Below are 18,885 nucleotides of genomic sequence, written 5' to 3'. Positions count from 1 at the left end.
CAGTCGACTATGTGAGCGGTGCTCGTGTCCTTACGAAGTTCTTGCATTAGTATTCACATCACATTCCCAGCCGGGAGCGGTCGGCGTCGACATCGTGGTCGAACGTGGAGCGCGGCCCGGCCGAGGCAGCGCCGAACGGAGGTCCGGGCCCGGTGAGCGATGTCGTGCAGATCCCGCCAGCCCGCCTTCCCGAACCCGAGACCTTCCACTTCGACGAGTGGCGCTTCGACGCAGCCGACGGCCGGCTGGCCGGTCCCCGCGGCGAGGTCTCACTGCGACCGAAAACCGCGGGCGTGCTCCGCGAGCTGCTGGTGCACGCCGGTGACGTCGTGTCCAAGCGCGAGCTGATCGCCGCCGCATGGGGCCCGATCGGTGGGGGCGATGACGCGCTCGCCGTCTGCGTGAACGAACTGCGCCGGGAACTCGGCGACGATCCCCGGCAGCCGCGCTTCATCGCGACCGCGCACCGCCGCGGGTACCGGTTCGTCGCAGCCGTCATCGACATGCGTGCGGGCCGCGAGTCGCCGGCACTCGTCGGGCGCGACGAGGAGCTCGCCGTGCTCGGTGGGTGGTGGGCTGCCGCCGGTGAACGCGGCCGACGCGTCGGCGTCGTCGCAGGGGAGCTCGGCATCGGCAAGTCGGCGCTCGTGCGCGCCTTCGTCGACGAGGCGCGCCTCGCGGGCGCCTCGTGGATCGGGGAGGGTCAGTGCGTCGAGCGGTTGGGCGACGGCGACCCCTACCACCCGTTCCTCGACGCGCTCGGCGCGCTCTGCGCCGGCCCGCGCGGTGCGCGTGCACGCTCGGTGCTGGCGGCGCGTGCGCCGTCGTGGATCGCGCAGCTCTCGGGGCAGGCGGTCGTCACGCGCGCGGCGGAGCTGCGATCCGGCAGCGCCGGGGCGAGCCGCGGGCGGATGCTGCGGGAGTTCGTCGACGCCATGTCGGAGCTCGCCGCCGAGGCGTCGGTGCTCCTCGTCTGCGAGGACCTCCACGCGGCCGACCGGGCGAGCCTCGAACTCGTCTCGGCGCTGGCGCAGCGCGGCGCGCCCGCCGGGCTGCTCCTCCTCGCGACCGCACGCACCGACGCCGCGCGGCAGGGCGGCCCCGAGGCGGACCTGCCCGATCGACTCGGCTCGCTCGGCGAGTCGGGCTTCCTCGTGCTCGGGCCGTTGGATGCGGCAGCGGTGCGCGCGTTCGTCACCGATCGTGCCGGGCGTGCCGAGGTCGACGACGTCCTCGTGGGCGACCTGCTGCGCCGGACGGGTGGCAACCCGCTGTACCTCTCGCTGCTCGCCGACCGCGTGGGCGCCGCGGACGCCCACGCGGGCACCGCAGCGACGCATCAGATCCCCGACGGCCTCCGCCGCGTCGTCGAGCGGCGGATCGGGACGCTGCCCGCCGTCGACCGGCGACTCCTCGAGACCGCCGCCGTCGCCGGGATCGAGTTCGCGACCGCTTCCGTCGCCGCGGTGGACGAGGGAGCACCTCCGGAGGACGTGGAGGAGCACCTCGCGCGGCTCGCCCGCAGTCACGGGCTCCTGCAGGAGCTGGAGCCGGCGACGTGGCCCGACGGCACTGTCACCGCGCGGTACGCGTTCGCGCACGCGCTGCACCGGGACGTGCTCTACGGGCGGCTCGGGGGCGCGCGCCGGGTGCTCGTGCACCGCCGCATCGGCGAGCGGCTCGGTGCGGCATTCGCCGAGCGCCCGGGGGCCGCCGCGGCCGAGGTCGCGACGCACTTCGACCGCGGGGCCGACGCCGCCAGCGCCGCCGTCTGGTTCGCCCACGCCGCCGAGACCGCGATGGGTCGCCAGGTGCCGGCCGTCGCGCTCGCGCACACCGATCGCGCCCTCGAGCTCCTCGAGGAGCTGCGGGCCTCGGCGGATGCGGAGTCGACCTTCGTCGACCCCGTCACCACCGCCCTGCACGCACGGTTGCGCGTCACGAGGGTCGCGGCCGCGATCCTCGCGTGGGGCGTGCGGTCCGACCGGGTCGCCGAGGAGGCGGCGCTGCTCGAGGTCGCCGCTGCCCGGGTGGACGAACCGAGTGCGCTCGGGCGCATCTCCTACGTGCTCTGGAGCGTTGCCCTCATGCGCGGCGACCTGCGCGGATCGCAACGGCCTCTGGGTCGGCTGGCGGCGGCTGCCGTGAGCTCGGCCGACGACGGGCTGCGGCTGCAGGCGGCGAACGCGCAGGCGGTCACGACCCTGGCGCTCGGCGACCCCGTCGGGGCGCGCGTGCACATCGAGCGTGCCGGGGAGTTCGACTCGCCGGAGGTGCGTCGGCGGCTCGCCGGTGCGTACCAGGATTCCGGCGTGCTGCTGCGGTCCTTCGCCGCCCTCGACGAGTGGCTCCTCGGGCGACCGGTGGCGGCACGCGAGCTGGCCGAGGACGCCCTGCGGCTCGCCCGGGCCGGCTCGCGGCCCGACGGGCTCGCGCAGGCGCTCGGCGCGCTCTCGGCGGTGCACCAGCTCCTCGGCGACGTCGAGACGGTCCGGGCGCTCGCCGGGGAACTGCTGGCCCTCGCGGAGGCGAACGAGTTCGCGCTCTGGATCTCCGCCGGTCGCGTGATGCGGGGGTGGGCGATGATCGAGGACTCGCCGCCGGACGCCGCGGAGGTGATCCGTTCCGGCCTCGCCGAGGTCGAATCCGTCGCCGACGGCATCTGGGGTCCGTACCACCTCTCGCTTCTGGCCGAGGCGGAGACGGCCGCGCGGCGCGTCCCCGAGGCGATCGAGGCGGTCGATCGCGCGATCGACATCGCCGAGTCGTCGGGCGAGGTCTGGTACCTGGCCGAACTCACGCGCATGCGTGCGGGCCTGCTGCTCGCGGCCGCCGGCGCAGCCGGACCGGGGACGCGAGGCACCCTCGAGCGCCAGGCGGACGAACAGCTCGACCGCTCGTTGCGGATCTCGCGCGAGCAGGGCGCCGTGACGCTGGAGCGCCGCACGCTCGCCGCGATCGCCGCACACGACCTCGATCGGCGGGGCACCGTGCACTGGCTGCGTGAGCGATCCGGCGCCTGACCCCGGTCGGGGCGCCGCGCGGCTCGTCCACAGGGTCGCGCGTGCCGCGCCGGTGGCGAGCGCAGCGTCGGGTTACTGTCGGGCGACACCCCTGCAGGAGGCTGGTCGCGAGTATGGGCGAACGTGAACGGACGGCACCGGGCGACGTGGCCGCGGTCGCCGCGTCCATGGACGTCGCCGCGGCATCGACGGGAGCTGCTTCGGGACGGCGCTGGCGTACGGCATCCGCCCGCCTGTTCTGGTCGGTGATGCTGCTCGCCATGGTGCTCGGCTACCTGCTGCTCGTCGGCATCATGGTGAAGAACACCGTCGAGGGGGCGGTGGTGCTCGGGCCGGGGGCGCAGTGGGGCACCTACGCGGAGGAGTCGCACCTGCCCGGCAAGGAGGGCGGCACGAGCATCGGCGTGTGGCGGAGCGACGACGGAGCGACCGTCCTGCGGCCGGTCGAGCTGAAGGGCCGGCTCGACGATGGCGCCGACACCGCCAGGGCCGCCTGGGTGCCCGAGCGGTGGGCGGGCATCCGCGGGTACGAGATCGTCGAGACGGCGCACTGGGCGAGCGTCGACGTGGTCTTCGGGGCGCTCGGTGCGCTGGCGCTGGTGGGCGTGCCGGTGGGCGTCGCCGCGGTGACCATGCGATCGTCGACGCGATCGGATGGGGCGACGGGGTCGTAGACATTCACGTAACGCGAAGATATACTCACGTTCCGTGAAGACAATGCCCGCGCAGCTGACGCCGTTCATCCGGTCGGATGTCACCGGAGCGCTGCTCGCCGAGACGCTGGGGCGGCCCGACGAGGAGTGCTCGCTCGCCGAGCTCGGGCGACGCGTCGGCGCGGGCGGCGGCGTCGTGCACAAGGAGGTCGGTCGCCTCGTCGACGGCGGGGTGCTGCTCGATCGCACGGTCGGGCGCAACCGCATGGTGCGCGCCAACCCTGGGCATCCGCTCTTCCCCCTCATGCGCGAACTGGTGCAGGCGACCTACGGGCCCGTCCCGGTGCTGCGGCGCATGCTCCGCGAGATCGACGGCGTGGAGCGCGCCTACATCTACGGGTCGTGGGCCGCACGCCGGCTCGGCGAGCCGGGGGAGTACCCGAACGACGTCGACGTGCTCGTCGTGGGCGCGCCGTCGCGGCGTGCGCTCGCCGACGTCGCCGTTCGGGCCGGCGAGGAGATCGGCCTCGACGTGCACGTCACGCGCGTGGCGGCCGAGGAGTGGGATGCGGCCGAGCCGACGCCGTTCCTCGCCACGGTGCGCGCCCGGCCGCTCGTCGAGGTGCTGACGGACGCGGCCGATGGCTGATGCGACCCCGGTCATCCGGCGGATGCTCGCCACCGGGCGTCTCGAGCGCATCGCCGTGAACCCCGGGCACGCCGACGAGCTGATCGCGACCGCGCGGCGGCATCTCGAGACCGCCCGCCTGCTCGCCCGCACCGACGACGTGGCGATGGCGTTCACGGCCGCCTACGACGGCACGCGCAAGGCGCTCACCGCCGTGCTCGCGAGCGAGGGCCTGCGCGTGCGCCCCATGGGCGGCGCGCACCGCAACACCGGGCTCGCGGCGGCGGAGTTCCTCGCCGAGGCGGCCGACGCGCTCGCCGAGTTCGAGTGGATGCGGCAGGTGCGCAACGGCACCGAGTACCCGAGCCCCGACCAGCCCACCGCGGTGCGCGCCGACGTGCCCGAGGCGATCGCCGCGGGCGAGGCGATCGTCGCGGCGTGCGCCGCCTGGTTGGCGGGGCGCTCCTGACCCCACGTCACGCCCACGGTGGCGGGTGCGCGAGCCCGGGAGTATCGTGCGACGGGAGCCTCGCCGACGAGGGGAGCCCACATGTCACGCATCACGCACGCACTGTCCGGAGCGGCCGCGGCCGGGCTCGTCGCATCCGCCATCGCCTTCGCCGCACCGGCGCAGGCCGCGGAGGTCGTGATCGACCAACCCGCCGACGACGGCGGGTTCGAGATTATCTGCGGGGCGCTCGACCTCGCGCAGACGTTCACGGCGACCGCGACCGGCGAGGTCGCGGAACTCGCACTGCAGCCGACCACCTCGGGCACGGTGACACTCGCGTTCTTCGCCACCGCCGTCTTCCCGGTGCAGCCCGAGGGCTACCCCGACGACCCGCTCGCACCGGCGCAGCAGGTCGACCTGACCGGCGGCGAGACCGCGACCGTGACCCTCGACGCACCCGTGCCGGTCACCGCCGGCGACGAGTACTGGGTCACGTTGCGCTGCGCCGGCGACCTGCCGCCGAGCGGCACGATCACCCTCGCCGGGTCGACGACCGGCGACCCGTACGCCGGCGGCGACGTCTACTTCACCGAGGGCGAGGGCTTCGCGAAGATCGTGCCGCTTCCGGGGCACGCCGACCTCGCCTTCCGTCTCGCCATCGACGCCGACCTCGACGCCGACGGCGTGCTCGCCGCCGCCGACGCCTGCCCGGGCACGGACGCGACCGCACCGCCGCCCGACCTGAAGCGGAACCACTACTGGTCGACCCCCGACGGGTTCGTCGACCGGACGGGCGCGGTCGCGTACTCGTTCGGCGACACGAGCGGATGCTCCGCTGAGCAGATCATCGACGAGGCCGGCGCCTCCCTGGGCCACGCGAAGCACGGGCTGCCGCGCGGCGTACTGCAGGCCTGGATGGCGCGCCACTGAGCCCGGTCGCCGCTGCCGGCTCGACTACCCGTGGAGGTCGCGGATGCGATCCGCGTGGGCGGCGACGCGCTCGACGACCTCGGCCTGGCGCAGCACCGAGGCGCGCCAGTCGCCGACCTCCAGGGAGTGGTCGGCGCCCTCGACGCTCACGAGCGCGGCGGACGTGCCCGCGACGCGATCGGGCAGCCACCAGGCATCCGCCGTGCCACCGATCGCGAGGTGCGTGTCGGGTGCGTCGCGCAGGGCGCCGGCCACCTCGTCGTTCTTGAGGATCGGCGTGAGCCAGACGCCCGCCAATCCCGCCTCGAGCGTCGACGGCAGCGCGTATGCGCCGAGCGACTTGCCCACGATGAGCGACGGCGGCTCCGGGATGCGGGTGCGGGCCGTCGCCACGGCGGCCTCCACGAAGGCGCGCGGCCCGTGCTGGGCGAGGTCGTCGGTCGTCGGATGCCACTCGACGGCGTACGTGCGCCAGCCGGCGCCGGCCAGCGCCGATGAGGTCCAGTAGAGCAGTGGTGCCTGCGCGCTGTACCCGCGGCCGGGGAGTACCAGCGCGACCGGGTCGCCGTCGTGCGCGCCGGCGGGGTCCACCTCGTGCACCTCGACCATGATGCGACTCTACCGCCGAGGCACGTCGCCCCTCCGGGACCATCGGCCGGCCCGTGCTCCGGGCCGGTGGGACACTGGAGGGACGGGGTGCACGGCACCCCCTGCGAGGTGGTCTCCCATGGGAACCGACCGATACGGCTGGCGGGCGCGCGTGTACGACCGCGTGCTCGAGCCGATGAATGCACCGCTGCGGCGGGTCGCGCGACGGCAGGTCGATCCGCCGCCGGGCGCGATCGTGCTCGACCTCGGCTGCGGCACGGGTGCGTCGCTCGCCGAGTACGCGGCTGAGGGCTTCCGCGTGGTGGGCGTCGACACGTCCGGGGCGATGCTCGATCGCGCCCGCGACCGGCTCGGGGCGGGCGCCGACCTGCGGCTCGGCGACGGCTCCCGCGAGGTCTTCGAGAACGTGCGCGCCGACCTCGTGCTGCTCTCGTTCGTGCTGCACGCCCTCGACCGGGCGGCGGGCCGGTCGCTGCTCGACGATGTCGCACGCGTGCTCGCGCCGGGCGGCCGGCTGCTCGTGACGGAGTTCGGCACCGGGACGCTCAGGTTCCCGCGGGGCACGGCGATGCGCGCCGTGACCGTGCTGGCGGAACTCGCCGCAGGGCCGACGCACGCGGGCAACGCGCGTCGGTTCGTGCACGCGGGCGGCACGCGCGGGCTCGCCGGGCCCGGCTGGGCGGTCGTCGCACACAAGCCCACGGCCGGCGGCAACGTCGACGTGACGGTGCTCGCCCGGGCCTGAGCCGCGCCGCCAGGTGGCATCCGCTGTTCAGCCGGCGAGCATCACCAGCTCCTGCGTCGCGCGCGTCATCGCCACGTACCGATCGACCGCCCCCTCGATGCCCTCGCCGAACGCGTCGGGTTCGACCAGTGCGACGAGGTCGAACTCCAGGCCCTTCGCCTCGACGGGGGAGAGGGAGCGCACGCGGCCGGCTTCCTGGGCGGTGCCGAACGAGGGGTCCCCGATCACGCACGCGACGCCCTCATCGTGCGCCCCGAGCCACTCCTCGAGCACCGCGCCCAGCTCATGGCGCCCTGCCCGCCGCACCGGCACCCCGGTCGACCGCACCGACGTCGGCACGTTCGCGTCGGGGATCGCCGCGCGGATCACGGGCGCCGCCGCGTCCATGATCTCGGCCGGCGTGCGGTAGTTGATGCGCAGCGATGCGACCTCGACGTCGCTGAGTCCGACCCGCCGCAGGCGCTCCTCCCACGACTCGGCGAAGCCGTGCCTGGCCTGCGCGCGGTCGCCGACCACGGTGATGCTCCGCGACGGGCACCGCGCGATGAGCATGCGCCACTCGGCATCCGTCAGCTCCTGGGCCTCGTCGACGATCACGTGGGCGAACGGTCCCGCGAGCCGGTCGGGGTCGTCGGCCGGCAGCACCGCGTCATCGACGAGGCTGTTGCGCAGGTCGTCGCCGTCCATCCAGCCGAGCAGGTCGTCGCCGGCCTCGATGAGTCGCTCGATCGTGCGCGACATCGCCTCGCGCTCGGCGGCGAGCGTCGCCTCCCGCTCCCGACGACGCCGGGAGGCCCCCGGGTCGCCGAGGCGTCGGCGGGCCGCGTCGAGAAGCGGCAGGTCGGCCCTCGTCCAGGCCGAGGCATCCGCCCGCTGCAGTGCCGCCACCTCGTCGGGCCCGAGCCACGGCGCGCAGCGGCGCAGGTAGGCGGGCACCGACCAGAGGTCGGCGACGAGCACGGACGCCTCGACGAGCGGCCAGGCGCGCGTGAACGTGCGCGCGAGCGACTCGTTGCGCGCGAGCGCGCGGCGCACCTGGTCGAGCGGCACCTCCTCGTCGTCGAGCCGGTCGGCGAGGATCTCCACGAGGGTCTCCCAGGCCTGGTCGCGCGCCTCGTTGTGCGGGGTGCCGGGCTCGGGCGATGCGAACGCCTCGGCCCAGTCGTCGGGCCCGAGCCACAGGTCGCCCCACGGGGTCTCGACGTCGAGCGCGTGCGTCGGCGGCTCCTCGTAGAACCGCACGGCGGGTTCGATCGCGTCGATCATGCGGGCGGATGCCTTGAGCCGGGCCGCCTCCGCATCGCGCTCGGCGACCGCGTCGGCGCCCTCGGCGACGAGCTCGCGCAGGGTGCAGGTCTGCACGCCCTCCTCGCCGAGGCTGGGCAGCACGTCGGCGACGTACGCCAGGTACGAGGGGTTCGGCCCGACGAAGAGCACCCCGCCTCGACCCGAGCCGAGCCGCGGGTCGGCGTGCAGCAGGTACGCCGCGCGATGCAGCGCCACGACCGTCTTGCCCGTGCCCGGCCCGCCGTCCACGACCAGCGCACCGCGCGAGTCCGCGCGGATGATCGCGTCTTGGTCGGCCTGGATCGTGCCGAGCACGTCGCGCATGCGACCCGACCGCTCGGCGCCGAGGCTCGCGATGAACGCCGACTCCTCGTCGAGTGCGAGTGCGTCCATCGCCGCACCCGGGGTGAGCAGCTCGTCCCAGTAGTCGCGGATGCGCCGGCCCGCCCACCGGTACCGCCTGCGGCTCGCGAGGCCCAGGGGGCTCGCGCTCGTCGCGGCGAAGTACGGCTCGGCGGCCGGCGTGCGCCAGTCGAGCAGGAGCCTGCGGCCGTCGCCGTCGGTGAGGCCGAACCGGCCGACGTAGACCGGCTCCCCGCCGTCGGCGGGCACGATGCGGCCGAGGCAGGCGTCGGCCCCGAACCGGCGCAGCGTGCGCAGGCGCGCGGAGAGGTGGTGGATGCGCAGGTCGCGATCGAGCGCCTGCTGGCCCCGCCCGCCGGGCGCACGGCGCTCGGCGTCGAGGCGCGCGGACAGGTCGTCGACCTGGTCGGCGAGACGGGCGGTGATGCGGGCGAAGTGGCGTTCATCGTCGGCGATGCGCTCGGGCGCCGCCTTGCGTGCGTGGTCGGATGCGAGGTCGAAGATGCGGATCGAAGTGTGGGTCACGCGGATGCTCCCGGGTCGGCGGATGCGCGTCGCCGACCCGGTGCGGGGTCGACGAATCACGGCGCGACCTGCGATTCTGCCCCAGCGATACCCCCTTGCCGCAAGGCCCCCTCCGTGCGGGATAATGGAAGTGGCGGGAGCGCGGTGCATCGGGCCGGGCGCCCGCCGATGCGCGTCGGGTCAGCCGCGGTCCTCCTGGATGCGCACGCGGAAGGTGCCCTCGAAGCCCGTTCCGGTGATCGGGAAGGTCCAGTCGCCCGGCGAGCCGTCGACCGGGGCGGCCTGCACGACATCGGTTCGTGCGGGATCGTCCGCGACGGCCTGGACGCCCGCCCGGTCGAGCGCGTGCTCGCCGACCAGCACCTGCTCGCCCGTGTGCAGGAAGATCGCGGTGCCGTTGCCGGCGGCATCGCGCGGGAAGGTCTGCACGTAGTACTGCTTGCGGTACACCACGTTGTCGGAGAAGCCGACGCCGTAGCTGTCGCGCTCGCCGACGTAGAAGTCGACGCGGAACACGATCCCGAACCGGGGGTCGGGCGTCGCGTCGCGGTCGATCCACCCCTCCCAGATGAGCCGGTCGGGACCGGCCCAGTCAGTGGCGCCGCCGAACTCCGCCAGTGGGAGCCGCAGCCGTCGCTGCAGGTCGCCGAGGTCGTCCGACAGGTCCATCTCGTTGAACGGGCCGTAGCAGTTCTCCGCCTCGATGCTCTGGTGGAACAGGTCGAAGTCGACGTAGCGCGGCTTGATCGACACCCCGAAGTAGAACTCGCTGCGTCCGATGAGGTCGCGCCCCCGGGTGATCCGCCCCTCGTCGAGGAACAGCGACACCCGATGCGTGCCGTGGAAGAACCGCATCGCGATCTCATACGCCTCGCGCGAGGTCACGAGCGAGTCGTTGCCGCCGTGGCACTTGTGCACGAAGGTGCGCGGCGCGCCGGGCAGCTGGGCCGATGCCTGCTTCACGAGCCCGTCGCTGCGGTTGTAGACCATCGAGCCGTCGTTCAGGAGGCTCGACAGCCGGTTGAGCGCGCTGGCGATGCCGATGTTGTACGAGCGGTAGTTCGTGCCGACCACGGTCAGCACGTTCCGCACGTCGTAGACGTCGTCCCACTCGAGGAAGCGGGTCGACTCGGGGTCGAACGACGCCAGCTCATTGCTCGCGCTCTCCACCTTGGGCAGCACCTTCAGCAGCCACTCCGGCGTGCGCTGGAAGGCGATGCCGCGGTGCGGCGTGCCGAGCGTGACGATGCGGTGCACCAGTTCGCGCGGGGGAAGCACGTCGTCCGCCGCATCCGGCGCCGTCGCGGTCTGGTGCATCGCGATGACTCCCTCGCGGGTCACCAGGCCGCCCATGCTGTGCGCGACGATGTCGACCCCGCGGAAGGTCTCGCCGTGGCGCGCCGCGGAGCGCCGGATCAGCGTGACGAGCCGCTCGAGCCCCTTCCCGTAGACGCGGAGCGAGCGCGGGTCGAGGTCGTAGTAGCGGAAGATCCAGATCGTGCCGGCCGTGCCGTGCGAGAGCACCTTCCGCTCGACGGCGGGGTCGAGCACGATCGTGCCGGTCACGTCGTCCTCGCCGAGGTCGCCGAGGTCGGGCGGTGCGCCCTGGTCGGCGCCGTAGAACCCCGCGACGTTGGTGGCATCGCGGTACGGATGCTCGTCGGACTTCATGGCACGCAGCACGAAGCCCTCGTAGATGTAGTTCTCGCCGCGACGGCCGGGGTACACCGTGCCGTCGTTGAACCCCTGGTAGGGATTCGCCCGCTCGTCGTCGACGCCCACGCCGCCGAATCCCCGGATCAGGATCAGCGGTCGCGGGGGCGCCCCCTGCGCTTCGTTCGTCATTGCACAGCCCCCAGTTCTCATCAGTGAGATTCGCTCGTAGATTCGCCCTCCGCAGGGGCCGTGTCAAGAGCGTGCGCCCGGGGCGTCCCTCTTGTCGGAACCGGCGGGAGCCGATACGGTCGGCGACGTCCGGCACCGAACTGGGGAGAATTCGCCATGCCACGACCGCTCACATCCGCCCGCACCGGCCGAGTGCCGGCCGTCGCCACGCTCGCCGTTGCCGGTGCGCTGCTGCTCACAGGCTGCGGCGACATCAGCATGGGCGACGTCCGCGACGTCTTCGACAAGGCGCAGGACACGCTCGACCAGGTTGAGGATGAGTTCGAGAAGCTCACCGGGCCGCCCGAGCTGCCGCCGTTCGAGAAGACGGATGAGGGCTCCTACGACGGCGGCGACTACCAGGAGGAGGGTGCGGCGTACGACGAGAAGTACGCCGACGACATCATCGCGTTCTACGAGGACCGCTACGGCGTGGCCGACACGAGCGTGGTGTCCGAGGAGACCGGCGAGGTCGTGACGCAATGGAACCCTGCGGACGGAACCGGCATCGTCGTCACCGAACGCGACGGCATGGTCTACGTGGAGACCACCTGGAACACCGTCGAGGAGTGATCCGCCCGGCGTCCGTGGCGTGTGCTCGCGCCGGGGCGCCCATCCGGCCCGCCCTTGTGCACGTTGATACCCCGGGGGTACACTGTGCACTGTGGTCAGACCACATATCCGGCCACGGTGACGTGAGAGGGGTCGGCCATGAAGATCGTCGTCGTCGGTGGAGTCGCAGGGGGAGCCTCGGTCGCCGCGCGCGCCAGGCGCCTCGATGAGACCGCCGAGATCATCGTGCTCGAACGCGGCGGCTACGTGTCGTTCGCGAACTGCGGCCTGCCTTACCACATCGGCGGGGTGATCACCGATCGCAGCCGCCTCCTGCTGCAGACGCCCGAGAGCCTCAACGAGTCGCTCGCCATCGACGTGCGCGTCTCGACCGAGGTCGTGGCGATCGACCCGACGGCGCAGACCGTCACGGCGCGGGAGGTCGACACCGGCCGCGAGTACACCGAGCGCTACGACGCGCTCGCGCTCTGCCAGGGCGCCGACCCGATGCACCTGCCGCTGCCGGGCGTCGACCTGCCGGGCATCCACGTGCTGCGCAACATCGCCGACATGGACGGCATCAAGGCGCAACTGGATGCCGCGCTCGACGCCGCCGCGACGACCGGGAAGCCCGTGCGCACCGTCGTGATCGGCGCCGGCTACATCGGCCTCGAGATGGCCGAGAACCTGCGCCATCGCGGCGCCGAGGTCACGGTCGTCGAGCTCAGCGACCAGATCATGCCGCCGCTCGACAAGGAGGTCTCGATCCCCGTCGAGCAGCACATCCGCGGACGCGGCGTCGAGCTCGTGCTCGAGACCGCCGCGGCCGCCTTCCAGCGTGCCGCCGACGGCAGCCTCAGGGTCGAGCTGAACAACGGACGCGTCCTGCCGGCAGACCTCGTCATCCTCTCCGCCGGCGTGCGGCCCAACGTCGGCCTCGCGGAGGAAGCCGGCATCGAGCTGGGGCCGCGCGGCGGCATCGTCGTCGATACCCACATGCGCACCTCCGACCCGCACATCTGGGCAGCCGGCGACGCCGTCGAGACGCCGCACACCGTGCTGCCGGGCGCGGGGCTCACGCCGCTCGCCGGGCCGGCCAACCGCGAGGCCCGCGTCGCCGCCGAGAACATCTGCGGGCGCGACACCGAGTACCGCTCGACCCAAGGCACGTCCATCGTCAAGGTGTTCGACATGACCGCCGGCGGCACGGGCGCCACGGAGCGCCAGCTCGAGCGCGAGGGCGTGCCGTACCGCACCGTGCACCTGCATCCGTCGGGCCATGCGGGCTACTACCCGGGCACCGCGATGATGCACATGAAGGTGCTGTTCGCGCCCGACGGTGGGAAGCTGCTCGGCGCGCAGATCGCGGGATTCGACGGCGTCGACAAGCGCCTCGACGTGTTCGCCACCGCCATCCGCCTCGGCGCGACCGTGCACGACCTCGAGACCCTCGAGCTCGCCTACGCGCCGCCGTTCGGCTCGGCGAAGGACCCGGTGAACATGGCGGGCTTCGTCGCCACCAACGTGCTGCGCGGCGACCTGAGGCTCTGGTACGCGAAGGACTTCCCGGCGGCCGTCGAGGGCGCGCGCATCATCGACGTGCGCACGCCCGAGGAGTACGACATCTGGCACATCCCCGGCGCCGAGAACGTGCCGCTGGGCGACCTGCGCGAGGTCGCCGACGCGTGGGACCACGACGTGCCGATCCGGCTCTACTGCGCAGTCGGCTTCCGCAGCTACCTCGCATACCGGCTGCTCGTGCAGCGCGGCTTCGCCGACGTGCGCACGCTGTCGGGCGGGTCGCACACGTTCCGCTTCTGGCACGACCTCGAGCCGGTCGGCGAGGCGGTCAAGGCGCCGGAGATCCCCTACGCCGAGGCGGTCGACCTCGTCACCGCGGTGCGTGGCACCGGCACGGTCGTCGACCTCGACTGCACCGGACTCGCGTGCCCCGGCCCGATCATGAAGCTCTCGAAGCAGATGGACGAGGTGCAGCCCGGCGACGAGGTCGTGGTGCACGTCTCCGACCCCGGGTTCGCCGCCGACGGACCCGCCTGGGCGGCCACCAAGGGGCACGAACTGCTCTCGATGACCCCCGAGGGGCCGGGCTACGTGGCGTCGTTCCGCAAGGGCGGTGCGGCGGTCGGCCCCGGGGCATCCGCCGTCGTCGCGAGGCAGGGCCTCGACCAGGTCTCGTTCGTGGTCTTCTCGGGCGACATGGACAAGGTGCTCGCGGCGTTCATCATCGCCAACGGCGCGCTCGCGATGGGCCAGAAGGTGTCGATGTTCTTCACCTTCTGGGGCCTCAACGCGCTGCGCCGGCAGGACCCGCCGAAGCGCGACCGGCGGGCGCTCGACCGCATGTTCGGCATGATGATGCCGTCGGGCCCCGAGAAGCTGCCGCTGTCGACCATGAACATGGCGGGCATGGGGCCGGCCATGATCAAGAAGGTCATGGAGGACCACTCCGTGCAGTCGCTGCCCGAGCTCATGCAGGCGGCGCACGCCGACGGTGCGCGGCTCATCGGCTGCACCATGACGATGGACCTGCTCGGCATCGCCGAGTCCGACCTCATCGACGGCATCGAGCTGGGCGGCGTCGCGACCTTCCTGGGCGAGGCGCAGAAGTCGGGCACGACCCTGTTCATCTGAACCGGGTCGGGTGCGACTCAGGCGACCGGCGCGTCCTCGCTGCGCAGGCGCGGCTCGGTGCGCAGTTCCGGCCGCACGCCGGCCTTGTCGGCGTAGAACGCGCGAATGCGGTCCATGTCGGTCGGCACGTCGCCGGTGAGCTCGAAGGTCGGGCCGAGGCCCGTCGTCATCGTGGTGCGGTCGACGTAGCCGAGGGTGACCGGAATGCCCGCCTCGCGGGCGATGCGGTAGAAGCCCGACTTCCAGTAGGTGTTCGAGCCGCGCGTGCCGTCGGGGGTGACGACCAGCCCGAAGACCTCCCCGGCCTCGATGCGCGCGAGCACCTCGCCCACGACCTCGGACGGGTTCGAGCGGTCGACCGGGATGCCGCCGAGACCGCGCATGATCGGCCCGCGCCATCCGGCGAACAGGCTCTTCTTGCCCAGCCAGCGGATGTCCATGCCGTGTCGCCACGCGATGCCGAGCATGAGCACGAAGTCCCAGTTCGAGGTGTGCGGGGCGCCGATCAGCACCGAGGGGCGGTCCGGCGCCGGCTCGCCCGCGAGGGTCCACCTGCTGCAGGCCCAGTACACGCGGGACACCAGTCGTCGAAGCATCCGGCAACCCTATGCGATCAGGCATGGAGCCGGCTGCATGCGGCGGATGCCGCGGGGCGGCCGGATGCCCCGCAGCACGCACCGTCGACGGGGCGTCCGGCCCGCGGCATCCGCTACCCCTCGATCTCGACGACCGCGTACACGTCGTCGTCGGGCAGGTAGAACGTCACCCGCTCGTCGGCCACGCCGGCGCCGCGGATGATCGCCGCGAGCTCGTCGAGCCCGCGCGGGTGGATGTACGGCCACTGCACGCACCGCATCACGAAGTCGAGCTGCGGGTGCGTGTCGCGCATGTTCGCCAGCACGAGCGTGCCGCCCGGCGCGACGCGGGTGAGTGCGGCGGCGAGGAAGTCGGAGGCCGTCGGCACGAGCGATCCGGCGACGGGCGGCGCCTCGGTCGGGAGGTACTCGAAGAACCCGAGCAGGTCGACCAGGTCGAACTGCGACGCGGCCGAGCGGAGGGCGCGCAGGTCGTACAGGTTCACCTGGCGCGTCGTGAGGGGCGCCGGCAGGCCGTGGCGCACGGCGAGCAGGTGCGCCATGTCGATCGCGTCGGGGTCGGCGTCCCACAGCTCGACCGCGGTGTCCATGCCCCGAGCGCCGAGTGCCCCCGCGGACTTCAGGATGGGCACGAGCCCGCCGCTGCCGAGCGACAGGCACGACCCGCCCTCGGTCGCGGCGAGCTGGGCCTCGGCGACGGCGGCGAGCACGGCCGCGCGCGAGCGGATGCCGACCGCGTCGGCGACGTGGCTGAGCACGGCCCAGTCGTCGGCGTTGGGCGCGGCCCCGTCATCGAAGGGCAGCGTCGGCTCACCCGGGTGCTGCAGCGGCCAGAGCGCCTTCGCGGAGGGCACGTGCTCGCGCCACCGCGGCATGTAGTCGAACGCGAAGGCCTCGCGCGGGCGGTCCCGCCCGATGCCCCACCACTCGTCGAGCACCTCGTGGCGGCGCGAGAGCAGCTCCCGGCCGTCGGGGCCGGTCAGTGGTCGCCGCGGGCGGTCGACGCCGTCCGCGGCGAGCCGCGCCGTCTGGCGCTCGACCATCTCGGTCACATAGCGGTAGCCCTCCGGGTCGCGCCGGGCGACGAGGTTGCGCGTCTCGACCCGGTACGCGGCCGCATCGAGCCCCGTGTCGCGGGCCGGGGTGAACGCGCGGAGCTCGACGTGCTCGTCGGCGTACTGCAGGTCCGGCTGGCGGGTGGCGCCCGGCCCGGCTCCGACCAGGGTCGACGGGTGTCCGGTGGCGGCGAGGTCGAGCGGGTCGCGGGCCGGGATGCGGCCGGTGGTGGTGCCGTGCAAGGTGGGTCTCCTGTCGTGTTGCGCGTGCGCGGGTGGCGCAGCCTCCGACAGCCTCGCCGCCGAGGCGCCCGGATGTGTCGTGGCGGCGTGGGGAACTCCTGAGGATCGCGTCGGATGCGCGGGGCCGGCGGGTTGCCCACATCCCGTCCGGGCGCGCCGCCGCGCGCCTACGATTGGCGCATGCGGACTCCCGCGGCATGGGTGCGGGGCGTGCGGCGCCCGGAGGCGTTCCACGGCCACGGCGTCCGGCGCGGGTTCTTCGAGGGCTGGTACGTGAAGCTCGTGACGGCCGACCGGTCGCAGCGCTGGGCGGTCATCCCGGGCGTCTTCCGGGGGCTCGCCGGCGACGGGGGAGCGCGTGACGAGGCGTTCGTGCAGGTGCTCGACGGGCTCACCGGCCGGTCCTGGTACCACCGGTTCGACGTCGACGAGTTCGCGGCGTCCGCGCACGGCTTCCACGTCGAGGTCGGCGGCAACCGCTTCTCGCCGACGGGTGCGACGCTCGACCTGCCGCAGCTGCGCGGGCGGGTCGATTTCCCCGACCCCTTCACCCCGTGGCCGGTGACCCTGCGCGAGCCCGGCATCATGGGCTGGTACGGGCTGGTGCCGTTCATGGAGTGCTTCCACGGCATCGTCTCGTTCGGGCACGGGCTGGCCGGCACGCTCGAGGTCGAGGGCGCGTCGGTGCCGTTCGACGGCGGACGCGGGTACATCGAGAAGGACTGGGGTCGGGCCTTCCCGGCGGGCTACGTGTGGATGGCGAGCAACCACGTCGATGCGACCGCGGGTGACGGCACGGACGCCTCGCTCATCGCCTCCGTGGCGATCATCCCGTGGGTCGGCAGGTCGTTCCGCGGCTCGATCATCGGCTTCCGGCACGGCGGTCGCCTGCACCGGTGGACCACCTACAACGGCTCGCGCGAGCATGCGCTCGCGATCGACGACGCCCACGTGCGCTGGAGCGTCTCGGGGCCCGACGGCGTGCTCCACCTCGAGGCCGAGCGCGTGCGGGGCGGGCTGCTGCACGCGCCGCTGCGCGAGGCCATGCACCAGCGCGTCGAGGAGACGATGGACGCGCGCATCGCGTTCCGCCACGTCGACCACGACGGCACGGTGCGCCTCGAGGGCGTCGCCGAGTGCGCCGGCCTCGAGGTGTTCGGCGACACCGAGCGGTTGCTCGCGCTCTGAGCCCGCCGCGGGGGCCCGGCCAGCGCGCGGCAGCTCCGCGGCATCCGCTCGCTGCCTAGGCTGGGACCCATGGAATTCAGGTACCTCGGCAACAGCGGCCTCAAGATCTCGGAGATCACCTACGGGAACTGGCTCACCCACGGCTCCCAGGTCGAGAACGACACCGCGCAGCGCTGCGTGCGTGCCGCGCTCGACGCGGGCATCACCACCTTCGACACGGCCGACGTCTACGCCAACACGGTCGCGGAGGCCGTGCTCGGCGAGGCGCTCGCCGGCGAACGCCGGGCCTCGCTCGAGATCTTCACCAAGGTCTACGGGCCGACGGGCCCGAAGGGCCCGAACGACTCGGGCCTCTCGCGCAAGCACATCATGGAGTCCATCGACGGCTCGCTCTCGCGGCTGCGCACCGACTACGTCGACCTCTACCAGGCCCACCGCTTCGACTACGAGACGCCGCTGGAGGAGACGATGCAGGCGTTCGCCGACGTCGTGCGTGCCGGCAAGGCGCTCTACATCGGGGTCTCGGAGTGGAACGCGGAGCAGCTCCGCGCCGGGCACGCGCTCGCCCGCGAGCTCGGCGTCTCGCTCATCTCGAACCAGCCGCAGTACTCGATGCTCTGGCGCGTGATCGAGGCGGAGGTCGTGCCCACGTCCCGGGAGCTCGGCATCTCGCAGATCGTGTGGTCGCCGGTCGCACAGGGCGTGCTCACCGGCAAGTACCACCCCGGCGCGGAGCTGCCCGCGGGGTCCCGGGCGACCGACGAGAAGGGCGGGGCCGACATGGTCCGGCGCTTCCTCGACGACGAGGTGCTCACGGCCGTGCAGGGCCTGCGGCCGATCGCCGAGCAGGCGGGCATGACGATGGCGCAGCTCGCCGTCGCATGGGTGCTCCAGAACCCGAACGTCGCGTCGGCGATCATCGGCGCCTCCCGGCCCGAGCAGATCGCCGACAACGTGCAGGCTGCGGGTCGCACGCTCGATGCCGACACGATGGCCGCGATCGATGCGGCGGTCGGCGGGCTGGCCGAGCGCGATCCGGCGAAGACCGTCTCGCCGCCGACCCGGGAGACCTGATGGCTGCCGGTGCACCGGGCGTGGAGCCCGACCAGCTGCTCGACCTGGCGCGCGCTGGCGCGGACCTGCTCCTGGAGTTCGTGGACGCGGGCGTGCCCGCCGACCTCGCCGACGGGCAGGGCAACACGCTGCTCATGCTCGCCGCCTACCACGGCCACGCCGCGCTGGTCGCGGCGCTCGCCGAGCGGGGCGCCGAGGTGGACCGGCTCAACGCGCGCGGCCAGTCGCCGCTCGCGGGCGCGGTGTTCAAGGGCGAGGGCGACGTGATCCGGGCGCTGCTCGCCGCCGGCGCCGACCCCGACGCCGGCACCCCGAGCGCGCGGGCGACCGCGCAGATGTTCGGGCGCGAGCTGCCCGGCGCCTGACCGCGTCGCCGGGGCTCGCGCGCCCAGGTGCCCGGGGACACGGGGGAGCAGCCCGCGGGCGC

16 protein-coding genes are annotated in these 18,885 nt (G+C 73.4%); 11 read left to right on the top strand and 5 right to left on the bottom strand.

Annotated elements, in window-relative coordinates; genetic code table 11:
* Positions 1–164 precede the first annotated feature (164 nt).
* From ABZK10_RS16710 to ABZK10_RS16690, 5 genes are all read left to right on the top strand, one after another.
* Positions 165–3,023: an ATP-binding protein gene (locus ABZK10_RS16710; protein ID WP_353810415.1), complete on the top strand. Its 2,859-nt coding sequence runs from the start codon at positions 165–167 to the stop codon at positions 3,021–3,023.
* Positions 3,024–3,136: 113 nt separating this feature from the next.
* Positions 3,137–3,697: a hypothetical protein gene (locus tag ABZK10_RS16705; RefSeq protein ID WP_353810414.1), complete on the top strand. Its 561-nt coding sequence runs from the start codon at positions 3,137–3,139 to the stop codon at positions 3,695–3,697.
* Positions 3,698–3,731: 34 nt separating this feature from the next.
* The gene (locus ABZK10_RS16700; RefSeq protein ID WP_353810413.1) at positions 3,732–4,325 is read left to right on the top strand and encodes a nucleotidyltransferase domain-containing protein; all 594 of its coding nucleotides are present in this window, start codon (positions 3,732–3,734) and stop codon (positions 4,323–4,325) included.
* Positions 4,318–4,773 carry a HEPN domain-containing protein gene (locus tag ABZK10_RS16695; RefSeq protein ID WP_353810412.1) on the top strand — a complete coding sequence of 152 codons (456 nt, stop codon included), beginning with the start codon at positions 4,318–4,320 and terminating at the stop codon, positions 4,771–4,773. The genes ABZK10_RS16700 and ABZK10_RS16695 overlap by 8 nt, the downstream gene beginning before the upstream one ends.
* 81 nt (positions 4,774–4,854) lie before the next feature.
* Complete coding sequence (locus ABZK10_RS16690; RefSeq protein WP_353810411.1) at positions 4,855–5,685, top strand: hypothetical protein; 831 nt, start codon at positions 4,855–4,857, stop codon at positions 5,683–5,685.
* A gap of 24 nt (positions 5,686–5,709) precedes the next feature.
* On the opposite strand, the gene ABZK10_RS16685 is transcribed toward ABZK10_RS16690, so the two are convergent.
* A complete protein-coding gene (locus ABZK10_RS16685) occupies positions 5,710–6,294 on the bottom strand; it encodes a hypothetical protein (protein ID WP_353810410.1) in 585 nt (194 codons plus the stop codon).
* Positions 6,295–6,412: 118 nt separating this feature from the next.
* Here ABZK10_RS16685 and ABZK10_RS16680 point away from each other — a divergent pair, with 118 nt between their 5' ends.
* Entirely contained in the window at positions 6,413–7,039 is a 627-nt protein-coding gene (locus ABZK10_RS16680) for a class I SAM-dependent methyltransferase (RefSeq protein ID WP_353810409.1), read from the top strand.
* A 27-nt stretch (positions 7,040–7,066) separates the two neighbouring features.
* Here the strand turns inward: ABZK10_RS16680 and helR are convergent, their stop codons facing one another.
* Together helR and ABZK10_RS16670 are read right to left on the bottom strand one after the other, a co-directional pair.
* Positions 7,067–9,214, bottom strand: a complete 2,148-nt coding sequence (gene helR, locus ABZK10_RS16675; protein WP_353810408.1) for an RNA polymerase recycling motor ATPase HelR — start codon at positions 9,212–9,214, stop codon at positions 7,067–7,069.
* Between the two features lie 180 nt (positions 9,215–9,394).
* The gene (locus ABZK10_RS16670) at positions 9,395–11,059 is read right to left on the bottom strand and encodes an esterase/lipase family protein (protein ID WP_353810407.1); all 1,665 of its coding nucleotides are present in this window, start codon (positions 11,057–11,059) and stop codon (positions 9,395–9,397) included.
* Between the two features lie 156 nt (positions 11,060–11,215).
* Between ABZK10_RS16670 and ABZK10_RS16665 the strand changes: the two genes are divergently transcribed.
* Positions 11,216–11,671: a hypothetical protein gene (locus ABZK10_RS16665; RefSeq protein WP_353810406.1), complete on the top strand. Its 456-nt coding sequence runs from the start codon at positions 11,216–11,218 to the stop codon at positions 11,669–11,671.
* Positions 11,672–11,809: 138 nt separating this feature from the next.
* Positions 11,810–14,302, top strand: coding sequence for an FAD-dependent oxidoreductase (locus ABZK10_RS16660; RefSeq protein ID WP_353810405.1), 2,493 nt, complete (start codon positions 11,810–11,812; stop codon positions 14,300–14,302).
* Between the two features lie 17 nt (positions 14,303–14,319).
* Here ABZK10_RS16660 and ABZK10_RS16655 read toward each other — a convergent pair whose 3' ends face one another.
* Both ABZK10_RS16655 and ABZK10_RS16650 read right to left on the bottom strand, forming a co-directional pair.
* Positions 14,320–14,898 (bottom strand): 1-acyl-sn-glycerol-3-phosphate acyltransferase, encoded by a 579-nt coding sequence (locus ABZK10_RS16655; protein ID WP_353810404.1) that lies wholly within the window; start codon positions 14,896–14,898, stop codon positions 14,320–14,322.
* Positions 14,899–15,011: 113 nt separating this feature from the next.
* Positions 15,012–16,196, bottom strand: a complete 1,185-nt coding sequence (locus ABZK10_RS16650) for a class I SAM-dependent methyltransferase (RefSeq protein ID WP_353810403.1) — start codon at positions 16,194–16,196, stop codon at positions 15,012–15,014.
* A 180-nt stretch (positions 16,197–16,376) separates the two neighbouring features.
* Between ABZK10_RS16650 and ABZK10_RS16645 the strand changes: the two genes are divergently transcribed.
* The 3 genes from ABZK10_RS16645 (at position 16,377) to ABZK10_RS16635 (ending at position 18,823) form a co-directional block, all read left to right on the top strand.
* Positions 16,377–17,384: a tocopherol cyclase family protein gene (locus ABZK10_RS16645; RefSeq protein ID WP_353810402.1), complete on the top strand. Its 1,008-nt coding sequence runs from the start codon at positions 16,377–16,379 to the stop codon at positions 17,382–17,384.
* 69 nt (positions 17,385–17,453) lie between these two features.
* Positions 17,454–18,458 (top strand): aldo/keto reductase family protein, encoded by a 1,005-nt coding sequence (locus ABZK10_RS16640; RefSeq protein ID WP_353810401.1) that lies wholly within the window; start codon positions 17,454–17,456, stop codon positions 18,456–18,458.
* On the top strand, positions 18,458–18,823 hold the full coding sequence (locus tag ABZK10_RS16635) for an ankyrin repeat domain-containing protein (protein ID WP_353810400.1): 366 nt from the start codon (positions 18,458–18,460) through the stop codon (positions 18,821–18,823). Before ABZK10_RS16640 ends, ABZK10_RS16635 begins: the two co-directional genes overlap by 1 nt.
* Positions 18,824–18,885 lie beyond the last annotated feature (62 nt).

Origin of the sequence: Agromyces sp. SYSU T00194, assembly GCF_040496035.1 — a bacterium.
In the GTDB taxonomy this organism is placed as follows: Bacteria; Actinomycetota; Actinomycetes; order Actinomycetales; family Microbacteriaceae; genus Agromyces; species Agromyces chitinivorans.
This window is presented reverse-complemented; position numbering and strand designations above follow the sequence as displayed.